The organism is Mucilaginibacter oryzae, assembly GCF_003148845.1.
In the GTDB taxonomy this organism is placed as follows: Bacteria; Bacteroidota; Bacteroidia; order Sphingobacteriales; family Sphingobacteriaceae; genus Mucilaginibacter; species Mucilaginibacter oryzae.
Map to the genome: position 1 here is coordinate 772,364 of NZ_QGHA01000001.1, position 18,096 is coordinate 790,459.

21 protein-coding genes are annotated in these 18,096 nt (G+C 43.5%); 11 read left to right on the forward strand and 10 right to left on the reverse strand.

The window, feature by feature from the left end; translation table 11 throughout:
* The first annotated feature begins 142 nt into the window (after window positions 1-142).
* Window positions 143-2,029 carry an ABC transporter ATP-binding protein gene (locus LX99_RS03345; protein ID WP_109606358.1) on the forward strand — a complete coding sequence of 629 codons (1,887 nt, stop codon included), beginning with the start codon at window positions 143-145 and terminating at the stop codon, window positions 2,027-2,029.
* Window positions 2,030-2,109: 80 nt separating this feature from the next.
* On the opposite strand, the gene LX99_RS03350 is transcribed toward LX99_RS03345, so the two are convergent.
* Genes LX99_RS03350 through LX99_RS03360 form a run of 3 tightly spaced genes read right to left on the reverse strand, consistent with a single transcriptional unit; the run spans window position 2,110 to window position 4,485 of the window.
* Window positions 2,110-2,475 carry a CoA-binding protein gene (locus LX99_RS03350; RefSeq protein WP_109606360.1) on the reverse strand — a complete coding sequence of 122 codons (366 nt, stop codon included), beginning with the start codon at window positions 2,473-2,475 and terminating at the stop codon, window positions 2,110-2,112.
* The gene (locus LX99_RS03355) at window positions 2,468-2,938 is read right to left on the reverse strand and encodes a DinB family protein (RefSeq protein ID WP_109606362.1); all 471 of its coding nucleotides are present in this window, start codon (window positions 2,936-2,938) and stop codon (window positions 2,468-2,470) included. Before LX99_RS03355 ends, LX99_RS03350 begins: the two co-directional genes overlap by 8 nt.
* Complete coding sequence (locus LX99_RS03360; protein ID WP_109606364.1) at window positions 2,935-4,485, reverse strand: NAD(P)/FAD-dependent oxidoreductase; 1,551 nt, start codon at window positions 4,483-4,485, stop codon at window positions 2,935-2,937. Before LX99_RS03360 ends, LX99_RS03355 begins: the two co-directional genes overlap by 4 nt.
* Before the next feature lie 253 nt (window positions 4,486-4,738).
* On the opposite strand from LX99_RS03360, the gene LX99_RS03365 reads away from it, so the two are divergent.
* The 9 genes from LX99_RS03365 (at window position 4,739) to LX99_RS03405 (ending at window position 9,727) form a co-directional block, all read left to right on the forward strand.
* Window positions 4,739-5,314 (forward strand): RNA polymerase sigma factor, encoded by a 576-nt coding sequence (locus LX99_RS03365; protein WP_049975469.1) that lies wholly within the window; start codon window positions 4,739-4,741, stop codon window positions 5,312-5,314.
* Window positions 5,315-5,544: 230 nt separating this feature from the next.
* The gene (locus LX99_RS03370; protein ID WP_031267646.1) at window positions 5,545-6,126 is read left to right on the forward strand and encodes a LemA family protein; all 582 of its coding nucleotides are present in this window, start codon (window positions 5,545-5,547) and stop codon (window positions 6,124-6,126) included.
* A 104-nt stretch (window positions 6,127-6,230) separates the two neighbouring features.
* Window positions 6,231-6,665, forward strand: a complete 435-nt coding sequence (locus LX99_RS03375; RefSeq protein ID WP_022833901.1) for a TPM domain-containing protein — start codon at window positions 6,231-6,233, stop codon at window positions 6,663-6,665.
* Between the two features lie 11 nt (window positions 6,666-6,676).
* Window positions 6,677-7,459, forward strand: a complete 783-nt coding sequence (locus tag LX99_RS03380) for a TPM domain-containing protein (RefSeq protein ID WP_022833902.1) — start codon at window positions 6,677-6,679, stop codon at window positions 7,457-7,459.
* A gap of 41 nt (window positions 7,460-7,500) precedes the next feature.
* A complete protein-coding gene (locus LX99_RS03385) occupies window positions 7,501-7,905 on the forward strand; it encodes a hypothetical protein (RefSeq protein ID WP_109606366.1) in 405 nt (134 codons plus the stop codon).
* On the forward strand, window positions 7,898-8,449 hold the full coding sequence (locus tag LX99_RS03390) for an NUDIX hydrolase (protein ID WP_109606368.1): 552 nt from the start codon (window positions 7,898-7,900) through the stop codon (window positions 8,447-8,449). Before LX99_RS03385 ends, LX99_RS03390 begins: the two co-directional genes overlap by 8 nt.
* A gap of 51 nt (window positions 8,450-8,500) precedes the next feature.
* Window positions 8,501-8,728 (forward strand): DUF433 domain-containing protein, encoded by a 228-nt coding sequence (locus tag LX99_RS03395; RefSeq protein ID WP_109606948.1) that lies wholly within the window; start codon window positions 8,501-8,503, stop codon window positions 8,726-8,728.
* On the forward strand, window positions 8,725-9,060 hold the full coding sequence (locus LX99_RS03400; RefSeq protein WP_109606370.1) for a DUF5615 family PIN-like protein: 336 nt from the start codon (window positions 8,725-8,727) through the stop codon (window positions 9,058-9,060). The genes LX99_RS03395 and LX99_RS03400 overlap by 4 nt, the downstream gene beginning before the upstream one ends.
* Window positions 9,061-9,196: 136 nt before the next feature.
* Entirely contained in the window at window positions 9,197-9,727 is a 531-nt protein-coding gene (locus tag LX99_RS03405) for a Uma2 family endonuclease (RefSeq protein ID WP_109606372.1), read from the forward strand.
* Here LX99_RS03405 and LX99_RS25870 read toward each other — a convergent pair whose 3' ends face one another.
* The 6 genes from LX99_RS25870 to LX99_RS03435 form a co-directional block, all read right to left on the reverse strand.
* Window positions 9,728-9,997, reverse strand: coding sequence for a hypothetical protein (locus tag LX99_RS25870; protein WP_211318940.1), 270 nt, complete (start codon window positions 9,995-9,997; stop codon window positions 9,728-9,730).
* The gene (locus LX99_RS25875; protein ID WP_211318941.1) at window positions 9,960-10,184 is read right to left on the reverse strand and encodes a hypothetical protein; all 225 of its coding nucleotides are present in this window, start codon (window positions 10,182-10,184) and stop codon (window positions 9,960-9,962) included. The genes LX99_RS25870 and LX99_RS25875 overlap by 38 nt, the downstream gene beginning before the upstream one ends.
* 37 nt (window positions 10,185-10,221) lie before the next feature.
* Window positions 10,222-12,624 carry a TlpA family protein disulfide reductase gene (locus LX99_RS26015; RefSeq protein ID WP_109606378.1) on the reverse strand — a complete coding sequence of 801 codons (2,403 nt, stop codon included), beginning with the start codon at window positions 12,622-12,624 and terminating at the stop codon, window positions 10,222-10,224.
* Window positions 12,625-12,732: 108 nt separating this feature from the next.
* Window positions 12,733-14,157 carry a chromosomal replication initiator protein DnaA gene (gene dnaA / locus LX99_RS03425; RefSeq protein WP_109606380.1) on the reverse strand — a complete coding sequence of 475 codons (1,425 nt, stop codon included), beginning with the start codon at window positions 14,155-14,157 and terminating at the stop codon, window positions 12,733-12,735.
* Between the two features lie 436 nt (window positions 14,158-14,593).
* Window positions 14,594-16,141, reverse strand: a complete 1,548-nt coding sequence (locus LX99_RS03430) for an acyl-CoA mutase large subunit family protein (protein WP_109606382.1) — start codon at window positions 16,139-16,141, stop codon at window positions 14,594-14,596.
* 4 nt (window positions 16,142-16,145) lie between these two features.
* The gene (locus LX99_RS03435; protein WP_109606383.1) at window positions 16,146-16,676 is read right to left on the reverse strand and encodes a DUF7935 family protein; all 531 of its coding nucleotides are present in this window, start codon (window positions 16,674-16,676) and stop codon (window positions 16,146-16,148) included.
* A gap of 90 nt (window positions 16,677-16,766) precedes the next feature.
* Here LX99_RS03435 and LX99_RS03440 point away from each other — a divergent pair, with 90 nt between their 5' ends.
* Window positions 16,767-17,114 carry a HesB/IscA family protein gene (locus LX99_RS03440; RefSeq protein WP_109606385.1) on the forward strand — a complete coding sequence of 116 codons (348 nt, stop codon included), beginning with the start codon at window positions 16,767-16,769 and terminating at the stop codon, window positions 17,112-17,114.
* Window positions 17,115-17,178: 64 nt separating this feature from the next.
* On the opposite strand, the gene LX99_RS03445 is transcribed toward LX99_RS03440, so the two are convergent.
* Window positions 17,179-17,979, reverse strand: a complete 801-nt coding sequence (locus tag LX99_RS03445) for a peroxiredoxin family protein (RefSeq protein WP_109606388.1) — start codon at window positions 17,977-17,979, stop codon at window positions 17,179-17,181.
* Window positions 17,980-18,096 lie beyond the last annotated feature (117 nt).

Consider the following 18,096-nt stretch of genomic DNA (forward strand, 5'->3'; position numbering starts at 1 on the left):
AGTTAGGGCAAAAGTAAACAGTTTTTTTTAGAGCGCTGTTATTCGTTACAGATACCGATAAAGTGATTTGGGTGCGCGTTACATTTTCCTCCCAATAAATTAGCTAATTACTATTAGCTTTGCACATTTATAAAATTATTTAATGAAGATCTATTTCAGGTTACTTTCATTTGCACGCCCTTTGGGCAAGTTTGCAGTTCCGTATGCCATTTGTACCATATTTACCGTAATATTCAGCACACTTAACCTGGCGCTGCTTGCGCCATTGCTTTCAACTTTATTTGATCAAAAAGCAGCAACAGCCGCGCTGGTAAAACCAGAGCACTTTTTAGACCTGAAAGCAAATTTTGATTATTACGCCATGCTTGCCAATCAAAATTACGGGCAAAACGGAGCGTTAAAATTTGTATGCGCTATTATAGTAACTTCAGTACTGCTAAGTAATATATTCAGGTATATCTCCCAGCGGATTATGGAAAATCTCCGTATCCATACTTTGTTAAATTTACGAAAAACGGTATTTAATAACGTAATGGACCTGCATACCGGCTATTTTAGCAATGAGCGCAAAGGCGATATCATAGCCAAAATATCTGCCGATGTACAGGTGGTACAATTTTCAGTTACCGGGACATTACAGGTAGTATTTAAAGAACCCTTGCAACTCATCGCCTACCTGGCAACCTTGTTCTGGATATCGTATAAACTTACCCTGTTTTCCATGCTGGTAATCCCGGTTTCCGCTTTTATCATATCCAGAATAGTTAAAAAACTGAAGGAACAAGCCATTGCCTCGCAAAAATCATACAGTAACATGATCAGTTATCTGGATGAGGCCCTATCAGGCGTAAAAATTGTAAAGGCTTTTAATGCTACCGATTTTATCAAGAAACGGTTCGATGACGAAAACGTAAATTACTCCAACATTACCAAGAGCATGGCGCGGCGCCAGCAACTGGCATCACCGGTATCTGAGTTTATGGGTGTACTCATGGTGGCTTGTATTGTTTTGTATGGCGGATCGCTCATCCTAAGTCATCAAAGTTCGTTAACAGCCGCTGCATTTGTGGGCTATATTGCCCTGTTTTCGCAGGTGATGCGCCCGGCTAAAGCTATTTCTGATTCGTTCAGCAACATCCACTCGGGTATTGCAGCCGGCGAAAGGGTGCTGAGCCTGATTGATGAAAAGCCGCTGATTGTTGACAAACCTAACGCTACCGAGCTTTCAGGCTTTAAAAACAAGATCAAGTTTGAGCATGTTTCTTTTGCTTATACCATTAAGCCCGATGCCAAAGAAGATACAGACCCGGACAAACCGCTGCCGCTGATTGAAAAATATGTACTGCACGATTTAAACCTTGAGATACCTAAAGGCAAAACCGTAGCCCTGGTTGGCCCCTCGGGTGGCGGTAAGTCAACCCTTATGGACCTGTTGCCGAGATTTATAGAGGCGCAACAGGGGGTAATTTCTATAGATGGACATAACATTCAAGATGTTACTTCAAATTCATTACGATCATTAATGGGCATTGTTAACCAGGAATCGATCTTGTTTAATGATACCATTTTTAACAACATCGCCTTTGGTAAAACCGGCGTAAGCCAGGCCGAGGTTGAAGCCGCGGCCCGCATAGCCAACGCCCATAACTTTATTATGGAAACACCTAACGGCTATCAAACCAATACCGGCGACAGGGGCACCAAGTTATCTGGCGGACAGCGCCAGCGCATCTGTATTGCGCGGGCTGTCTTGAACAACCCACCGATCATGCTGCTGGATGAGGCGACATCAGCGTTGGATACCGAATCGGAAAAACTGGTACAGGAAGCATTGAACAACTTGATGAAAAACCGCACATCGCTCATTATCGCACACCGTTTAAGCACTATTCAAAATGCCGATCTTATTATTGTACTGGAAAACGGAGGCGTAGTTGAACAAGGTTCACATGCACAACTTATGCAAAACAACGGCCTTTACAGAAAGCTGATTGATATGCAGGCGTTTAATAATGGAGAGGAAGAGTAAGAGGGAAGTTTTTAGTCTGTAGTTCGAAGTTTAAAGTCGTAAGTAATTAAAAGTTAAACTGAAGACATTGGACTTCAGACTTAATACTCCCCTACTGACAACATTACCAGCGTACAGGCATATTCGGTTTCAATACCCTGTTCATTAGCTTTGAGCCTCAGTTCGGTATTTTCGGTACCGGGATTAAAAATGATGCGTTTGGGATTGGTCTTCAAAATATAATCGTACAACGGCGGCTGATTTTGAGGGCCAATATACAGCGTTATGGTATCGATATCATGGTGAATGGTTTCCGGCTTTTCGATAGGTACGCCTGCCACTTCGCCGGTTTTAATACCAACGTTTACTATGGTGTGGCCGGCACCGGCAAGCCTGTGAGCTGCAAAGTTAGCATACCGGCTGGTATCGGGGGTAGCGCCTAATATGAGTGTTTTTTTATTAGCCATTGATCATCCTGTTTAATAACGCTATCTGGGCCGAATGGTAAATATAATGCTGTATCAACCCGGTTACCTGGTACTCATAAGTTTGGCCGGGGTCCTTACCTTCCACGGTTTCACCCCATTTTTCTTCGGGGAAATCCTGGATAAAACCTGCCAGGTTTACGTTAACCAGTTTAATGTCTTCAACAATCCATTTCCATTTTTGTTCGTCGGGAAGGCCAGGTTCGGGCCAGTCGCCGCGCACGGGTAACTGGGCTTTCATGCCGTTCATGCGGTCCATCACCTCTTCGGCCCAGCCTGTCATGTGCAGGATGATACCCGCGATGGAATGGACAGATCCGGCAGGCTTTTCATAAGCGGCCTCGAAGCTGATCCTGTCAAGAATGGTATAAACAGGGTCGCCGTACCATGGCTCGCCGTTTAAAACTTCCTGTAACTGGTTATACAATTTTTCGGATATGGTCATGAAAATATTTTTTTAACTGCTAAAGCACAATTAATGCCATCTATCGCTGCCGAGATTATTCCGCCCGCGTACCCGGCGCCCTCTCCGCAGGGAAACAAACCGGTAACCTGCGGGTGCTGCAAAGTTTCCTTATCACGCGGAACTTTTACGGGAGAAGAAGTACGCGATTCTACACCAACCAAAATAGCCTCGTTGGTATAGTACCCTTTCATTTTTTTGCCGAATACGGGTAATGCCTTGCGCAAACGTTCATTAACCCGATGCGGCAAAACATCTTTCAGTTCTACACTTTTGGTACCGGGAAGATAGGAGTTAACGGGCAAATCGGTTGATAACCTGTTCTGCACAAAATCAACCATTCGCTGGCCGGGCGCAACCAGATTACCCCCGCCCGCAGCAAATGCCGCACGTTCTATATCGCGCTGAAAATTGAGCATCTTAAAAGGATCGGTATCACTGCCTGGGATATCTTCCATATTGATTTGAACAACCGTACCTGAATTGGCGAAAGGATTGTTACGTTTAGACGGGCTCCAGCCATTCACTACAATTTCACCGGGTTCGGTAGCGCAGGGGGCAATAATACCGCCGGGACACATACAAAAGGAAAATACCCCACGATCATCAACCTGTTCAACCAGGCTGTAATACGATGGCGGCAGATACGGCCCACGAACATCGCAATGGTATTGGGCTTTATCAATGATTTCCTGCGGATGTTCAATCCGCACACCTAAAGCAAAAGGTTTAGCTTCTATCAGGATACTTTGCCGGTGCAGCATCTCAAACACATCCCGCGCCGAGTGCCCGGTAGCCAGGATCACGGCATCAGCCATTATTTTTTCGCCCGATGATTCTTTTATACCTTTTATCTTTCCAAAATCTACCAGCAGTTCGGTCACTTTGGTATCGAACAAGATCTCGCCGCCGGCGTTCAAAACCGTTTCGCGCATGGCGGTGATAATTTGAGGTAATTTATTGGTGCCTATATGCGGGCGGGCATCAACCAATATATCTTCATCAGCGCCATGGGCAACAAACACTTTAAGCACCTGGTTTACATCGCCGCGCTTGGTTGATCGCGTGTATAATTTACCGTCTGAATAAGTACCCGCCCCGCCCTCGCCAAAGCAATAGTTTGATTCGGGATTAACCAAGCCCTGTTTGTTGATATTGGCCAGATCGCGGCGGCGCTGTTTTACATCTTTACCACGCTCAATAACTATGGGTTTTAAACCCAGTTCAATACACTGCAACGCGGCAAACAAACCGGCCGGGCCCGCCCCTACAATAATCACCGGTCGGCCAAACTTTACATCGGGATAATTAACGGTGAATATTTCGGGTTGATAGGCTTCCTGCAAAAATACGCGCACCTGCATACGGTACAATACCTTACGCCCCCGCGCATCTATCGAGCGTTTTAATATTTTGAGCGCGGTTATGTTTTTTAAGGGAACTTTTAAGGCTGACGCCGCCAGCTGTTTTAAAACGGCTTCATCTTCGTGCTGCCCGGGCGGACAAACTATTTCGGTTTCTTTTGTCATAACGATGGCCGGGTTTTTATCCCGGATGGTGCAAAGGTAAAAAAAATGCGCCGCCCCCCAGCCTCCTGAATGGGGAGTTTTTAATTAGTATGTTTAACTGTTCGCCAATCCATCAAAACCGTCCGGCATTGCACAATGACCGTACGGTATCGAACAGTTTTAAAACCGATCAAAAAATACTTAACTCAAAATCAACAACTTACAAAATGGCATTGAGATTGGCATGGCCTTCATGTATTTAAACATTAAAACAATGACTACCGCCGACGAACGCTTACACACAATTTGGGATGGATGCCTGCAAAACGACAGAAAGTGCCAGGAGCAATTATATAGGCTATTAGCCCCGCGCATGCTGGCCGTTTGCATGCGTTACGCTACCGATAAAGACGAGGCACAAGATATACTACAGGAAGGTTTTATCAAAATGTTCCGCAATATGAACAACTACCGGGGCGAAGGCAGTTTGGAAGGATGGATTCGCCGCATTATGGTACATTGTGCCATATCGCGTTACCGTAAATTAAAACCAATGGTTTTGGTTGATGACTTTGCCGGCGAAGAAGCCGCCGCCATACCTGTAAATAAAGCCTATAATGATAATGGCCTTGAGGCTAAAGACCTGATGAAACTGGTGCAGAAATTGCCAAAAACCTATCGCTCGGTGTTTAACATGTACGCCATTGAAGGTTATTCGCACCAGGAAATCGGCTCATCATTAGGTATGAGCGAGCTGTTATCACGCACCACCCTGCACCGCGCCCGCGCTTTATTAAAAGATATGGTAGCCAAACTTACCATCCGCGAAGAACATTGCCTGGCAGGATAACCGGTACTGGCCAATCCAGGATTTCCTTATTACATCTACACTACAGCCCCCCATGGGGCTTTCTGCATTTATACCGATATTTTCATATCCCACGCCTCAAATGTCATATCTGCTTCTCCATCTCCATAAAAATCCGTACCTTGACACGTTGACATCATAACAGCCGTTTTGTAACAACGGTATGCTATTTGCACTCTAACGCTAAACATCACAAAAACAAAGAAAAACAAATGAAAAAGTTACTTTCGGTAATCTTAGTTATAGTAGCGGCCATGTCATTAAGTTCTTGCAGCTACAACAGCATGGTTAAGCTTGATGAAAATGTGAAAGCCAAATGGGGGGCCGTGCAAAGCGACTACCAACGCCGCAGCGATTTGATCCCAAACCTGGTGAATACCGTAAAAGGTGCCGCAAATTTTGAAAAAAGCACGTTAACCGCTGTGGTTGAGGCCCGCGCCAAAGCAACATCGGTACAGGTTGACCCAACCAAACTAACACCCGAATCCATCAAGGCCTTCCAGGCATCTCAGGGTGAGCTTTCCGCGGCATTGGGGAAACTGATCTCTATAACAGAAAATTATCCCGACCTCAAATCAAATTCAAATTTCCAAAACCTGCAGGTACAGTTGGAAGGTACAGAAAACAGAATCAATGTGTCACGTAAGGATTTTAACGACGCCGTACAGGAATATAACAGCAAAATACGCTCGTTCCCTGCCAATTTAACAGCCAAAATGTTCGGTTTCTCCGCCAAGGGATATTTTACCGCCGAACCAGGCTCAGATAAAGCACCTAAGGTAGAATTTAATTAGTGATTTATTGAGGCTTGAATTAGTGAATTACAAATGCAGATTCACTAATTCGGCTTTCTGATAAACTACCTTATTCACTAATTCAATAATTCAAATCTAAACAGATGGCTGTATTTAACGAAGAAGAACAGCAACGCATTCGCCGGGGTATTGAGCAGGCAGAGAGCCGCTCATCGGGCGAGATCAGGGTTTGTATCGAAAAACGCTGCAGCGAAAATGTTCTTGACCGCGCTGCCAAATATTTCCAGCAGCTTAATATGCATAAAACCCGGCTGCGCCATGGCGTGCTCATTTATGTAGCCACGGTTGACCGGAAATTTGCCATTATAGGTGATGCCGGTATCAATGCTGTTGTACCCGAAAACTTTTGGGATAGTACCCGCGACGAGATGCTGCAGCATTTTAAATACGGCGATATTGTTGAAGGCATTATTACCGGGCTAAACATTGCAGGCCTGCAGCTGCAAAAATATTTTCCACACCAAAACGGCGACCAAAACGAGCTGCCCGATGATATCGCTTTTATGGATGGCGACTAAAAATAAAAAACATGTTTAAAAAGATCATATTTTCCCTGGGATTGGTGCTATGCACTTTGCTGGCATTTGCCCAGGACTTCCCGGAACGATCAAACACGCTTGTTACCGATTATACCAATACGCTTAGCCCGGGCGATAAACAACAACTGGAAAGCAAACTAGTAGCGTATAATGATTCTACTTCTACCCAAATAGCGGTTGTGATCATGAAATCGACCGGTAATTATGATATTAATGATTATGCACAGCAACTGCTGCGTAAATGGGGTATCGGCCAGAAAGAAAAAAACAACGGTATCCTGGTGCTGGTAGCTCTTGCCGATCGTAAGGTATCCATCCAGACGGGTTACGGCGCCGAAGGCGCTGTTCCGGATATCCTTACTCAGCAAATTATACAAAACGATTTTAAGCCTCACTTTAAACAGGGCGATTATTACGGCGGGCTTGATGCCGGTACTACCAACCTCATGAAAGCCATGAAGGGAGAGTACAAAGCCGAGAAAAAAGCCCAAAAGGATAATAATGGCGGCGCGTCGGGCTTTATTTTCCTGATCATTATTGTGGTGGTACTTATTGTGGTATTCCGCAGTCGCGGCGGTGGTGGCGGCGGGCAGATTATTGGCCGCCGTGGCGGTGCGAGCCCGTTCTGGTGGTTTATGGCCGGCAATATGCTTGGAGGCGGTAATCGCGGCGGCGGAGACTGGGGCGGCTTTTCCGGCGGCGGCGGCGGTGGTGGTTTCGGCGGTTTTGGCGGCGGCAGTGGCGGTGGTGGCGGTTCAAGCGGCAGCTGGTAACCATTTGATCACTATTTGCTATTAACCTAAACCCATGCTTTATGCAAAAAGATTTTATCATAAACGAAGTTGAAAGGATCGCTTATGCCACAACCAGGCTTGCGGGCTTTAAAAACACGGTAAACCCTGAAGCATTTGATCGGTATGCAGATCAGATGCTTCAGGATGAACATGATATCACTCTTCCGGCCTTGCTTCAACTAAGCGATGACGAATTTGAGGATTTACTTAACCGCCGCAACTATTCGCCCGATAAACTGGATGCTCTCGCGCAATTGCTATATTTGTACTACCAGCCATTTGTGGTTACCAATGAAACATTAGCGGGTTTACGAAAGATCGTTGCTATCTTTAACCTGTTGGAGCAAAAGCACCATCGCGCCTCGTTAGAGAATATGAATAAACGCGATACCATCTATCAGTTCCTCAAAGAAAACTATGAATAAAGAACTCACCTGGAAATTACTTTCATCATCATACATACACAAAGGTCCCTGGGCTACCTTACGCATTGATAAATGCGAAATGCCGAGTGGTAAAATAGTTGAAGATTACTACGTATTAGAGTATCCAAACTGGGTTAACGCCGTAGCCATAACCGAAGACAATAAAGTACTGATGGTAAAACAATACCGCCACGCCGCAGGCGTGGTCTCGCTCGAAATTCCGGGCGGTGTTGTTGACCCAGGCGAAGACGCTGTACATGCCATCCGTCGCGAATTGCTGGAAGAGACCGGTTACCAGTTTGATGAATTTGAATTGATATGTACGGTGTATGGCAACCCTTCAACAGCCAACAACCAAACCTTTACCTACTTTACCAAAGGCGGCAAAAAAGTGCAGGGCCAGCACCTTGATGAACACGAAGAGCTGATTGTTGAAGAATATACCGTTGATGAGGTTAAGCAGTTATTACTTAACAATGAGATAAAGCAGGCCATGCACTGTGCAGGTTTGTTTTATGGGATGATAAAATTGGGGGCGTTGTAAACCACCCGCAAAACTGCATTGACTGGTTCTTGCATTTAAGTAAATATGAATATGCCACAGGTTGATTATAAAAAACTTATTGAGGTTGATGCCGAAGTGAGATTTGGAAAACCCGTAATTAAGGGTACGCGTATTACCGTGTATGATGTACTGCAATTACTTGCCCAGGGTGTTACACATGAGGAAATCATCAAAGACTTCCCGCAGTTAAATGAAGAACAAATATTAGCTTGCCTGGCCTATGCAGCTAATAAGAAAAGAATAATAAAGGTTGCATGATACGCTTAATTGCCGACGATAATATTTCGTACCGTTTAAAAGAAATGCTCCCGGCCTGGAAAGTGCTGCCCGTAAACGAAATTAAACATCGTGAGCGTTTAACCGATTTCAGGATCTGGCAATATGCCCGCGTAAATCAATACCTGATATTAACCTTAGATGAGGATTTTTGGGACCTCCAGAATTTAAACTCCTTTCCGCCTAAAATTATATGGTTACGAACAGTTAATACCAACACAGAAGCAATTGCCGGTTTGTTATTGAAATTTGAAGATTCGATTAAGCAATTTATTAGCGATGCCTCTACAGGGATACTTGAACTGTATTTATAATCTTCAAACAGGCAAGATGTACTCTAACTTATAAGAGTAAACCCATAGAGCGAATTATAATGTTCATTTATTAAGAGAATACGTAGATATCGCAACACATTGACGCTATCCGTTTTTTTAATTATTTTAGCATAAGATGAAAAACATTTTAGATATACCAAAAACGGCGATGGAGGTTTTCAATCTGCTTCCGGAGGGTACAAGGTGTGAAGTAATCAACAATACGCTTTACATGTCGCCCTCGCCTACTACCGATCACCAACGCATCTTATTTGACCTTGCTTATCAATTGAGATTTGCAATAAAAGACACTGATTTAGGAGAAGTATTTATAGCGCCCTGCGATGTTTACCTTGATGCGGCGCAAAGCGTTGTGCAACCGGATATTGTATTCGTAAAAAATAACCGCCGCAACATTGTTCAAAAAAAAGGAATCTACGGTTCACCGGATCTGGTAATCGAGATTCTTTCTTCCAATAAGAATTACGATAAAAAGAAAAAGTTTGAACTTTATGAGCGCAATGGCATTGAAGAATACATTATTGTAGATACCGACACCAAAGATGTACTGCATTACCTGTTGATTAACAGTAAATATGAGCTGCAAACAACATCAGCGGTCGGCAAATTAATAATCAGGCAGTTGGAGTTAGCAATTACCTTTTGATCATTCCGGGCAATTATCCTTACGCCTTGTATCAACTATATAAATAATCTTCCAGCCCTCTTTAGTTTTCATCAGTTGAAAAACATCCACGCCGCAGTGACTGTACTTGTCGTCTAAATAAAACTTATACGGCGCCCAAACGCTCGCCAGCGGACCATCAATTTTAATATCGCCGAAAGTTACCCGCTCATCGTAAACGCCTTTGTGCGGGCTACCCACCATTTTTACAAAATCATCCGCGTTTTTCAATTCCCAAAGCTGCGGAGCCATCTTTATTATTAGCGATACTATGAAAAGCTATGCCTTTGGCAAAGGTTGAGCGCAGCATAGTGCTATCGCCTTTGCGCATCGCCGTAAACATGGTATTGATGGTTTGCTTAATGGCGTCCTGGTCGGTTTGCTGTGCTAAGGATTTTAGGGATAGCAGAACGAGGGCGACAGCAATCAGTTTTTTCATGATTAAAGATAATTGGTTTATAATTAAAACCGATGTGTTATAATTTACTGGCCGGTGCCAGTTCATTAAATTTTTTGATTACAGATATCCAATCGTCGCCAAATTTTAGAGGTAACATTTTGCCGTCGGGCGATATAATTATTTTTGAGGGATAACCCGAAATAGCATACTGTTTTTCGATGTTTCCATCAGACATTAGCGCGGACAAATTAAAGTTATTGGCCGCGAAATACGATTTGACGTTGGTTTCGCTATCCCGGCAGGCTATGCTCATAAAAGCTATTCCCTGATGTTTACCATCGTTAATTTCCTGATTAAAGGTATTAATATCGGGCATTTCGGCACGGCAGGGGCCGCACCAGGTACCCCAAAAATCAATAACGAGCCATTTGTTTTTAAAATCGGCCAGGGAGTGGCTTTTACCGTCTATCCCTTTCAGGGTGAAAGCGGGCGCGGGTTGCCAGGCGGTAAGCACATCGGCTTTAAAAAAATCAGGGAAGCTTTTGCCGGGTACGTGCTGCTGGTAAATTTTTTGCATTTCGCTAAGGTTCACCGGTTCGGCGTTAATTTGCTCGGCAAAAACCTGTAAAGCCTGCTGCTCGTCGCCGCTGTTAAAAAGGCATTCCATAAATTCATCCCGGTATCCTTCTTTCGAGTGCAGGAACACCCTGTCATAAAAACTCGCGTAAGCTTTTTCCTTATTGTTACGGGGTGAGTAACGGGCTGCCTTTGCCAAGTAACGCAAAGCCTTTACAGAATCGGTTACTTTAGCCGCCTTGTAATGCAGGTAATAAGCATAAGCCAGTAAATTCTGATCGGCGAAGCGGTTGGCATTTAGTGTATCCGCAGTGTAACGCTCCAAATTGCCAATAATTTTTGAAAGCAAGGCATCGGCAGCTTTTTGTTTTTGAGCACTTATAAGCATTTTATAAGTTAACAACGCGTATCTGCCGCCATTCCCCTGTTTCATGTAAGCATCATCCATCCGCATAAAGGCCGTGGCTGCTTTGCCCAAAGCATCGAGATCGTTAACAGAATTTTTCGCATCAACCCACAAATAAAGCGCATTGATTTTTTGATGCATCAATTGGTCATGATCATTATGTAAAAATTCAAGGAGTTGCCTCGCCTTGCTTTTACTATCTCGCTGCTTTTCATTCTTTTCGGCAACCATCTTCTTCATATCCTCCAAACCAATATTTTTTTCCTTTACATAGTTTTTGAAATCATCTTCTTTCATCATATCCTCTATATCATAACTCAAAAAGCTTTGCGCGTATGAATGCTGAATCAATTCATTAAAATCGGGAGATTTATACATGTACCGAGCAACCTCGTAGGCCGAATCGGCAGATATTTCAATTAAACTGTTAAATTTATTATACAGGTGCGTATCGTTATCTTTTAAAAAGCGGGTTGGTGTTTTCAGCAACTGGTTGGTATATTCGATATACCTGCCCGAACCCTGTAACAACCCAAGTTTGGCAACAGCGTAATATGGATCGGCGGCAAAGGCAGCATCATGCGATTTAAAATAGGCCTTTGATTTCACCGAATCTACTTCCATATTTATCTTAAACGCTTTGCTGAACCCGGTATTCATTTTGATGGCCATATTAAACCAGGCGGTATCCGGTGAGTGTTTTTCCGTGCCATAACGTACGGTTTGCTTACGTTTAAATACGGGTACCATAAGTTTTTTGTTATTGCCTGCAATTTTAGTGGCATCTTCAATTTCAAACTCCTCGGCTAAACCTGTTACATCATTAAAAACAGCGCTACCTTTAATCCCATCCTTTGTTTTGTTATCAGGCGCGCTGCTGTTTGATAGGGTAACATATAACAAAGCACCATTTATAGCTATAACTTTATAATTCCTGCCGGTATTTACCCACTCGCTTTTATAAGCTATTCGCTGCGGCGGCAAAGGCAGAAACAAACTTTCAATAGCTTCTTTTGGAAAAGCTTTGCCGTTGTTTATTAACTGACCAGCAATATCATCTTTCAACTCCCAACGGGTTATGGCAGTTTGCAATGCCTCATCAAAACCTGTAATTGTCACAAGCTCGCCACGCGGCCCTATGGTAAGTTTTAGTGGCTGCTGCAACATGGCCAGGGGTAGCAATGCACCTGTAGAGTTAAAACGGCACTTGCGGATGCTATCGGTATTTAAATTGCTGTTAGCAAAGCTGTATTTGGTAAATCCTTCAAATGTAACGGCCTTAACCAGCATACAATCGAGCAGGGTATTAGCGCCTTCACGGCCGCTTACCTTAAACCTGAAAGTGTAATTATAGTCGTTTTGATTATCAGCGCTGTTTATTATGGTATGTGAATTTATTTCAAATTCCTTGCCCTTTTCAATTAAGACAGATTGCGCGTACGAATTGGAAAAACACAAAAACTGGAGCAGGAAAAATATAAGGTTTAGTTTTTTCATTTAAGGTTTAGTTGTATTGTGATTTTAAAGTTACAATTAAAACCTTTGATAAACAAAAAGGCCGATTGTTACAACCGGCCTTACAGGTATTTATCGCTGAGCTATATCTTAGCTCATCTTCAATTTTTTCTGAATATCGGCAACATACCCTTTAAATTTCTTATCAGTATCAATCAAATCCTCTACAGTCTGGCAGGCATAAATTACGGTTGAGTGATCGCGGCCGCCAAAGAAGTGGCCGATTGATTTGAGCGAACTTTTGGTATGCGCTTTAGCCAGGTACATCGAAATTTGACGGGCCTGCACAATTTCGCGTTTGCGGGTTTGTGATTTCACCATTTCAATAGGCACTTCAAAGTATTCGCAAACCAGGCTCTGGATGTATTCCATCGAAATTTCCTTCGACGAGTTTTTCACAAAGTTTTTCAACATTTGTTTGGCCAGGTTCAAATCTATCTCTTTACGGTTAAGGGTTGATTGCGCCAGCAGGGATACCATAGCACCTTCCAGTTCGCGTACGTTATTATCAATGTTGTGGGCTACGTATTCAACCACATCGTTTGATAGTTCGATACCGTCCTGGTAAATTTTGTTTTTCAGGATAGCCATACGGGTTTCCAGGTCAGGGATCTGCAAATCGGCAGAGAGGCCCCATTTAAACCTCGAAAGTAAGCGTTCCTCCAAACCGGCTAAATCCTTCGGCGCTTTATCTGATGTGATGATCAGCTGTTTGCCCGATTGGTGCAGATGGTTAAAGATGTGGAAGAAGAAATCCTGTGTTTTTTCCTTACCGGCAAAGTTATGCACATCATCCATAATCAGTACATCAATGGCCTGGTAAAAGTTCACAAAATCATTGATGTTATTATGCTTCAGGGCATCAACAAACTGCTGGGTAAACTTCTCGCACGATACATACAACACCAGCTTATCGGGCAGGGTGCGCTTAATTTCGTTACCTATAGCTTGCGCCAGGTGGGTTTTGCCTAATCCTACGCCCCCGTAAATCATCAGAGGGTTAAATGAGGTACCGCCCGGTTTTGCCGCCACCGCGTAACCGGCCGAACGGGCCAGGCGGTTACAATCACCCTCAACAAAATTTTCGAAGGTGTAATTACGGTTAAGCTGAGGATCAACGTTCAACTTTTTTAGCCCCGGTATCACAAAAGGATTTTTGATATCCTTATTAATAGAAATAGGTATTGGCATACTCTGATTTTTTGAATCAGCGCCGTTTCCGTTTGAAGGCATATTAGTAGTGTACGGTTTTGTTGATGATTGCTCAACAACTATATTATACTCTAAACGCCCTTCATCGCCCAATTGTTTCTTAATTGTTTTGCGCAGTAACCCTACATAGTGCTCTTCAAGCCACTCGTAAAAAAATAAACTTGGTACCTGTATGGTTAATACGCTTCCTTCCATCCTTAAAGCCTTAATAGGCTCGAACCAGGTTTTAAAACTCTGGGCCGGTATGTTGTCTTTAATGATCTGAAGGCAGCTATTCCAAACGTTCGTACAAGTTTTTTCCATATTAATAAAAGTAAAATATTGATTTCCAACCCCCAGCGAAACAACTTTTGGCCCTGCTACGGAACATCGAATATTGCCAAAAAAACCTTATAAAAAAATTAAATTTCAACTTTTTTAACATTTGGTTTTTTATCAACAATTTGGTTTTTTCGATGAAAAATCCGTATACGCGACTGCGACAGCATTAAAAAAAGCACAATGCAGTTACCCTGTAATTAAATTATTTTCCTTTTGAAATTTCCAAAAAAATCCGGCAAAAAATGATCGCATCAACGCTTATTTATACGCCAAAATGAGGCCAATTGTTGGGCCGCTGCGGGTACAAATCACAAACCAAAAAGTAACCCGTTGGTTTTATGATCTATAACTTTTTATTTGATTTTTTTCTGATTGGCAGCTCCTAACCCCGCAATGTTCCTGCCGCCACAACATGATGCTAATACTCCCCGAATACGTTGCGTAAAACGTCGGCAATTTCTCCTAAAGTAGCGTAGCTTTCTACCGAAGTTACAATAAAAGGCATTAAGTTTTCAGTGCCGGAGGCCGCTTTTTGCAAAAGATCCAAGTTATTTTTTACGACGAAATTATTGCGCTCTTTTTTCAATGTGGATATCTTTTCAGATTGTGAATAACGAATGGCATCGTTAACCCTGAATACATTTTGGGGGGAGCTCTCCTGCTGGGTAAATTTGTTAACACCTACAATCACTTTCTCGCCGGTTTCTATTTCCTGCTGATAGCGATAGGCAGAGGCCGCAATTTCCTGCTGTATGTAGTCCTGCTCAACAGCTTTTACCGCGCCTCCCATGGCATCTATCTTATCTATATACATCCATGCGGCAGCTTCCACCTCGTTGGTTAGGGCTTCTATAAAATACGAACCGGCCAGCGGATCAACCGTATCAGTAACACCACTTTCAAATGCGATGATCTGTTGTGTACGCAGGGCTATTTTAGCGGCAGCTTCGGTTGGCAATGAAAGCGCTTCATCATAACCGTTGGTATGTAACGATTGCGTACCGCCCAGCACGGCGGCCATAGCCTGGTTGCTAACACGTATAATATTATTGAGCGGTTGCTGCGCGGTTAGTGTTGAGCCGGCCGTTTGTGTATGGAAACGGAGCTTTTGCGCGCCCGTGTCTGTTGCGCCTAAATTTTGGGTGATATGCGCCCACATACGCCGCGCGGCCCTAAATTTGGCTATCTCTTCAAAAAAATTACTATGGCAGTTAAAAAAAAAGGAAATGCGCTTGGCAAATACGTTAATATCCAATCCTTTTTCCATCGCCGCCTTTAAATAGGCTTTGCCATTAGCCAGGGTAAAGGCCAGCTCCTGCACCGCGGTAGCGCCTGCCTCGCGGATATGGTAGCCGGAGACCGATATAGTGTTCCACTTAGGTACTTCTGCGCTGCAATACTCAAACACATCGGTAATAAGCCGCATAGACGGCGCGGGCGGATAAATATAAGTGCCGCGGGCAGCGTACTCCTTTAATATATCATTCTGGATAGTGCCGGAGAGCTGTTTAAGATCAGCACCCTGTTTTTTTGCCAACGCGATATACATCGCCAGCAAAATAGGCGCGGTAGCATTGATGGTCATGGAGGTGGTGATATCCTGAAGCCTGATCCCATCAAAAAGCGCCTCCATATCTTTTAATGAATCTATCGCCACGCCCACCTTACCTACTTCGCCCTCGGCCAGGGCATGGTCTGAGTCATAGCCTATTTGGGTTGGCAGATCAAAAGCCACCGAAAGGCCGTTGGTTCCCTGGCTTAACAGGTAATGATAGCGTTTATTGGATTCTTCGGCAGTTGAAAAGCCAGCATACTGGCGCATGGTCCACGGTTTGCCGCGGTACATATCCTTCTGAATTCCCCGGGTAAAGGGAAATTCGCCGGGCAACTCGTTCATATCGGATGGTTCGGTATAAACCTCCTTTATTTCGATGCCCGATGTGGTGCTGATCTTTTTACAGGCCATAGGCTTAATATAATTCTTCCATATCCCGCCTGATCAGGCTTAAAGCAACATCATAAGGGTTATCTTCCAGTTTGCTGAGGTGTACCAGGATAGTTTTACTTAAATCAAGCGCCGAGGTGCCGGGCGGCAAAGCCTGCACAGCGCCGTTGATCATGTTAATGGTATCGTCCTTTACCCTTTTAACAACAGCCCATACCTGCGCGCTTACATAAATTTGCTGCGTAATGTTATGTTGAAACTCATTACGCACCTCGTTAATAATGATAGCCTGCAATTCGGCAGCCGTATCGGCCGAGCCGTTTAACCTGATCAGCAAACTGGCCGGGTTTACCCGCTCAATAAAAAGCACCACCCTTTCATAGGCCTGCAGGCGCAAAGGAAGAGTTTGGTTACTGATTGTGCGCTTTAACTCCAATAACTGAATGCTTTCAGATTTATCGAGGTAGGGTTTAAAAAGGTAAAAAGCGATGTAAACTACACCTAAACCGGAAACGGTATATTTTAAAATATCAAATAAAAAAGGCAGAGCGGGCATATTATCAGTGTTATGCGGAGGTCATAAAATCATGACATTAACAAAAATCTGCATTTTACGTTATATTTGTGTAGAATAAATTAAAATAAGATGAGTATAGCTGTTGAAACTGCACCTGTTAGCTTTACCCCCGGAGCTGTAAAAGAACTTTTTAAATTACGCGACCAACAGGAAATAAGCGATGAATTTGGCTTACGCGTTGGTGTTGAAGGCGGTGGTTGTTCGGGCATGAACTATATTTTAGGCTTCGATATGAAAAAAGACGGCGACCAGGAATATTACATTGAAGGAATCAAAGTGTTTATGCATAAAGCACACGGCATGTACCTGGCCGGCATGCAAATTGACTACCAGGATGGATTAAACGCGCGTGGTTTTACTTTTAATAACCCTAACGCCGCGAGTACCTGTGGCTGTGGCTCTTCATTCTCGGTTTAAGCAGGTTTGCTTTTAAATATTAAAGCCGTGTCATTGTTGATAATGATACGGCTTTTTTTTCAACTCACTTCAAACCCTCATTGATAGTCTTCCGCATCCAATAGGGCGAGTTAGGGGCAAAGCCAACCGAATGAAAAGCCACTTTACCTTCCTTATCCAATATTACATTGGTTGGGTAAAGCCCAACCTTATAACCATCGGCTATATAGCGCCCGTTATCAATAATATCATAATTGAAAGCGGTTGTTTTCAGGAACTTTTTAATTTCCCAGCTATAGTCGAGCGCTATGGCCAAAAACACAACACTGGGATTGTTTTTATAATCATCAACCAGTTTGTTCAGCTCCGGAATTTCCTGCATACAAGCAGGGCAACCTATAAACCAAAAGTTAAGTACAACAACTTTGCCGCGTAGTTCCTTCAGTTTTATCTTATTGTTGTTAAGATCGCGCGTACTGAAAGGTTCAATTGTTTCGCCGGTGGTAAAATATGCCGACTCCCGCGGTTTTGGTAACGAAGCCAGGTATTGCTCCCTGATCTCTTCGGCCGATGGCTGCTTTTGCTGGGGGGCGGTCTCAGCCGCGGCAGGCTCCGTGGGTATGTAACGCACCTCTTTATAGCCTTTTTTTCTGACTACGAAAGAAGGGTTAGGGTCATCTAAATTTTCAGGAAATAATACATACTGCCTTGTACGCATCAATACATTCCATTCTTTAAACGTAAGCCTCTTGCCTGTCGAATCTTTCACCACCGAATTTTGATCGATACTAAAACTTCTCGTTTTGGTGACCGGCATTGAGGTATCCTGCGCGTAAACACTTAAACTAAGCGAAGCGAGCATAATCAAAATACAGATATATTTCATGATATCAGGTTAGATTAATTCAAATATAATATATGCAACGCATATTAAGCGTAACAAATAAGCAAGATAATTACCTGTAACTAAACCTTAACTACAAAAATTAAGTTAACCGGCGAT

Bases quoted from the DNA above. Each gene is read 5' to 3' on its own strand.
- LX99_RS03405 (WP_109606372.1), top strand. From the start codon at position 9,197: ATGAAAAACATTTTAGATATACCAAAAACGGCGATGGAGGTTTTCAAT.
- LX99_RS03435 (WP_109606383.1), bottom strand. From the start codon at position 16,676: ATGCCCGCTCTGCCTTTTTTATTTGATATTTTAAAATATACCGTTTCC.
- LX99_RS03345 (WP_109606358.1), top strand. From the start codon at position 143: ATGAAGATCTATTTCAGGTTACTTTCATTTGCACGCCCTTTGGGCAAG.
- LX99_RS03390 (WP_109606368.1), top strand. From the start codon at position 7,898: ATGAATAAAGAACTCACCTGGAAATTACTTTCATCATCATACATACAC.
- LX99_RS03375 (WP_022833901.1), top strand. From the start codon at position 6,231: ATGGCTGTATTTAACGAAGAAGAACAGCAACGCATTCGCCGGGGTATT.
- LX99_RS03440 (WP_109606385.1), top strand. From the start codon at position 16,767: ATGAGTATAGCTGTTGAAACTGCACCTGTTAGCTTTACCCCCGGAGCT.
- LX99_RS25870 (WP_211318940.1), bottom strand. From the start codon at position 9,997: ATGGCTCCGCAGCTTTGGGAATTGAAAAACGCGGATGATTTTGTAAAA.
- LX99_RS03350 (WP_109606360.1), bottom strand. From the start codon at position 2,475: ATGGCTAATAAAAAAACACTCATATTAGGCGCTACCCCCGATACCAGC.
- LX99_RS03365 (WP_049975469.1), top strand. From the start codon at position 4,739: ATGACTACCGCCGACGAACGCTTACACACAATTTGGGATGGATGCCTG.
- LX99_RS03385 (WP_109606366.1), top strand. From the start codon at position 7,501: ATGCAAAAAGATTTTATCATAAACGAAGTTGAAAGGATCGCTTATGCC.
- LX99_RS25875 (WP_211318941.1), bottom strand. From the start codon at position 10,184: ATGAAAAAACTGATTGCTGTCGCCCTCGTTCTGCTATCCCTAAAATCC.
- LX99_RS03380 (WP_022833902.1), top strand. From the start codon at position 6,677: ATGTTTAAAAAGATCATATTTTCCCTGGGATTGGTGCTATGCACTTTG.
- LX99_RS03370 (WP_031267646.1), top strand. From the start codon at position 5,545: ATGAAAAAGTTACTTTCGGTAATCTTAGTTATAGTAGCGGCCATGTCA.
- dnaA (WP_109606380.1), bottom strand. From the start codon at position 14,157: ATGGAAAAAACTTGTACGAACGTTTGGAATAGCTGCCTTCAGATCATT.
- LX99_RS03355 (WP_109606362.1), bottom strand. From the start codon at position 2,938: ATGACCATATCCGAAAAATTGTATAACCAGTTACAGGAAGTTTTAAAC.
- LX99_RS03445 (WP_109606388.1), bottom strand. From the start codon at position 17,979: ATGAAATATATCTGTATTTTGATTATGCTCGCTTCGCTTAGTTTAAGT.
- LX99_RS03430 (WP_109606382.1), bottom strand. From the start codon at position 16,141: ATGGCCTGTAAAAAGATCAGCACCACATCGGGCATCGAAATAAAGGAG.
- LX99_RS03400 (WP_109606370.1), top strand. From the start codon at position 8,725: ATGATACGCTTAATTGCCGACGATAATATTTCGTACCGTTTAAAAGAA.
- LX99_RS03395 (WP_109606948.1), top strand. From the start codon at position 8,501: ATGCCACAGGTTGATTATAAAAAACTTATTGAGGTTGATGCCGAAGTG.
- LX99_RS26015 (WP_109606378.1), bottom strand. From the start codon at position 12,624: ATGAAAAAACTAAACCTTATATTTTTCCTGCTCCAGTTTTTGTGTTTT.
- LX99_RS03360 (WP_109606364.1), bottom strand. From the start codon at position 4,485: ATGACAAAAGAAACCGAAATAGTTTGTCCGCCCGGGCAGCACGAAGAT.